Origin of the sequence: Flavihumibacter sp. CACIAM 22H1, assembly GCF_001601815.1 — a bacterium.
Taxonomy (GTDB): Bacteria; Bacteroidota; Bacteroidia; order Chitinophagales; family Chitinophagaceae; genus Flavihumibacter.
In genome coordinates this window covers 25,057-27,329 of record NZ_LUKG01000069.1, presented here as the reverse complement: position 1 = coordinate 27,329, position 2,273 = coordinate 25,057, and the positions used below count along the sequence as shown (strand labels likewise).

Here is a 2,273-nt window from a genome sequence, read left to right as displayed (position 1 = left end):
TGAACTATTTTTAAGCCTAAAAATATGATAACACAATAATAGCCAAACCTTGAATGATTTTTCGATATAGAGTAGTGCACTTAAATAATTTGATGATTCAATTAAAGGATTGGATATGTATTAGAAAAAACAAAAATATTAAAAAAATCCTCGTTTCCGAAGACCTAGCTGTATCGCTAATGAAGATTTGTAGAGCCTACCAGTATCTACACCTAGGGTAGTGCGCCATTCAATACCCCCGAGCCATGAAAGTACATTTTTGAACTTGTAAAATACTCGAAAATTGTTTAGGGTTACCTATTAATGGATAATCATAAAGTCCATAATTGATACTGAATGATGTTTTTAGGAGCCAATACCAGTCTAAATAGTGGCCCCTAGCTCCTAAATGGAGTAATTTGACGCGATTATTGTTAGAGAATGAATTCTTTACTAGTGGCCATCTACTGTCTAAGTTTTCTTGGGGAGTAATGAATGGCGTTCCTATTGTCTGACCTTTATATGACCACCCCTCTGTATAAATATAATGATTAAAATAATTGTCTTTGCCAAAAACCCCCGTACTTAAATTAAAAATGTCTCCTCCTTGACTAGTGGTATTTAAAACTCAAAAAGTAAGCTTGTGAGTGAAAATAATCTTTCTGATTTTTGAATATGACGATACACTACCCCATTTAGACCATCGCCAATGTTTAAGAATGAATAAAGAGAGCCGATCTTCGTATATATTCTGGCGGTAAAAAAATAATTCTCCTCATGGAGCTTCCACCTAAAGCCAAAATCTATGGTGCCTAAATGATTTCCTACTCGGCTACCCATCCAAGATTTCCCAAAAACGGCCCCCCACAAGCGGCATTTGGATTGAGTCCATTGGGCCAGATTTGATTTTCTCCTCCCCATTGTACTTGATGATTAAATCCCGCTATACCTTGAAATTGAGAGCGAGAAGAGCCTATGGTAATATACATGTTTTTTGATGAAAAAAAACATTGACAGACGTCACACCTTGTCCTCCATATCCAATCGCTCTGGGGCCAAGCCAGCCATATGAGAAGCAGGTTTTGACAGAAATAAACTCATTAGTAAAGGGAACACTAAAATCACTGGTAATTTTTACCTGAGGAATGGGCTGGGTATTTCCAGACATAGAAATGGAGCCTGAAGTAAGTAATGTATCTCCTATAAGACCAATTGTTTCACGATTTTTTCCCGCTATTATGCTAAAGACACCATAGTTAATTGAACCATACCCTTCGATTAAAAGTGGACTGGAAGACGAAGAGCTTAGGTAAGATTCGATTCCATATTCTATTCGCACTTTTTGCCAGTTTTGGGGAGAGTGAGTCGCTGGAAGTTGATGATAGTGATACTCCAGCCAAGGCATTAGGTGCATTAGTGGAGAGTACCCCCGAAGTGTTAGTATATAGCCAGAAGGGAGTTCGGTGAGGTGATAAAGTAGCTATAATATCAATATGATAATGAGGCCTAGTAATTGTTAACAATTGAGCATTAACCTTCCTAGAGGTATGCATAATGCACAATAAGATGAATGCTAATTGGGAGAAAAGTATAGGTTTTATAGGCATGATTTTATCTACCTAATCCAGAAAACACTACTTTGACAGTCTGTAATGATAATTTTAAAATCAAACCATTAACTGAAAAAGAAATAAGGAATAGGGTGGATACCGTTTTGAAGATATTGTATTTGCTATTTAACGAAGGTTATTTTTCTAGTACATATAGTCAGCAAATTAGGAAAGATTTTTGTTCGGAAGCTGCAAGGTTAACGTTGGTATTAATAGAAAATGAACAAACAAATACACCCCAAACAAATGCATTACTTGCTTTAATTTGTTTCCAAAGTTCACGGTTAGAAGCAAGGATAGATGAAAGAGGTGAAGCTGTATTGTTTGAAGAGCAAGATAAAAATTTGTGGGATAAATCGCTGATCGAAAAGGGAAATTACTATCTGGTAAACGCTTGTAAAGGAAACGAAGTGTCAAAATATCATTTAGAAGCAGGTATCGCTTATTGGCACACCACACACACAGACCAAAACAAATGGGAACATATATTGCAACTTTATAATCGACTTGTTACCCTTGAGTATTCGCCTATAACAGCGTTAAATAGAATATTTGCTTTTGCCAAAGTATATGGTCGAGATAAAGCAATTTTAGAAGCAAAAAAGGTAAAATTGACAGGAAATAGTTATTATCAAAAATTATTGGGGTATTTGTATGCAATTACAGACCCTGGTAAAGCAATTT

At 35.9% G+C, this 2,273-nt stretch carries 2 protein-coding genes; one reads left to right on the top strand and one right to left on the bottom strand.

The window, feature by feature from the left end; all coding sequences use genetic code 11:
- Positions 1-952 precede the first annotated feature (952 nt).
- Positions 953-1,384 (bottom strand): hypothetical protein, encoded by a 432-nt coding sequence (locus A1D16_RS16485; RefSeq protein ID WP_290711498.1) that lies wholly within the window; start codon positions 1,382-1,384, stop codon positions 953-955.
- A 234-nt stretch (positions 1,385-1,618) separates the two neighbouring features.
- On the opposite strand from A1D16_RS16485, the gene A1D16_RS16480 reads away from it, so the two are divergent.
- The coding region (locus tag A1D16_RS16480) for a DUF6596 domain-containing protein (RefSeq protein WP_366206942.1) at positions 1,619-2,273 on the top strand (655 nt) is incomplete at its 3' end.

Coding starts and splice junctions, on each gene's coding strand:
- A1D16_RS16485 (WP_290711498.1), bottom strand. CDS start 1,384: ATGCCTTGGCTGGAGTATCACTATCATCAACTTCCAGCGACTCACTCT.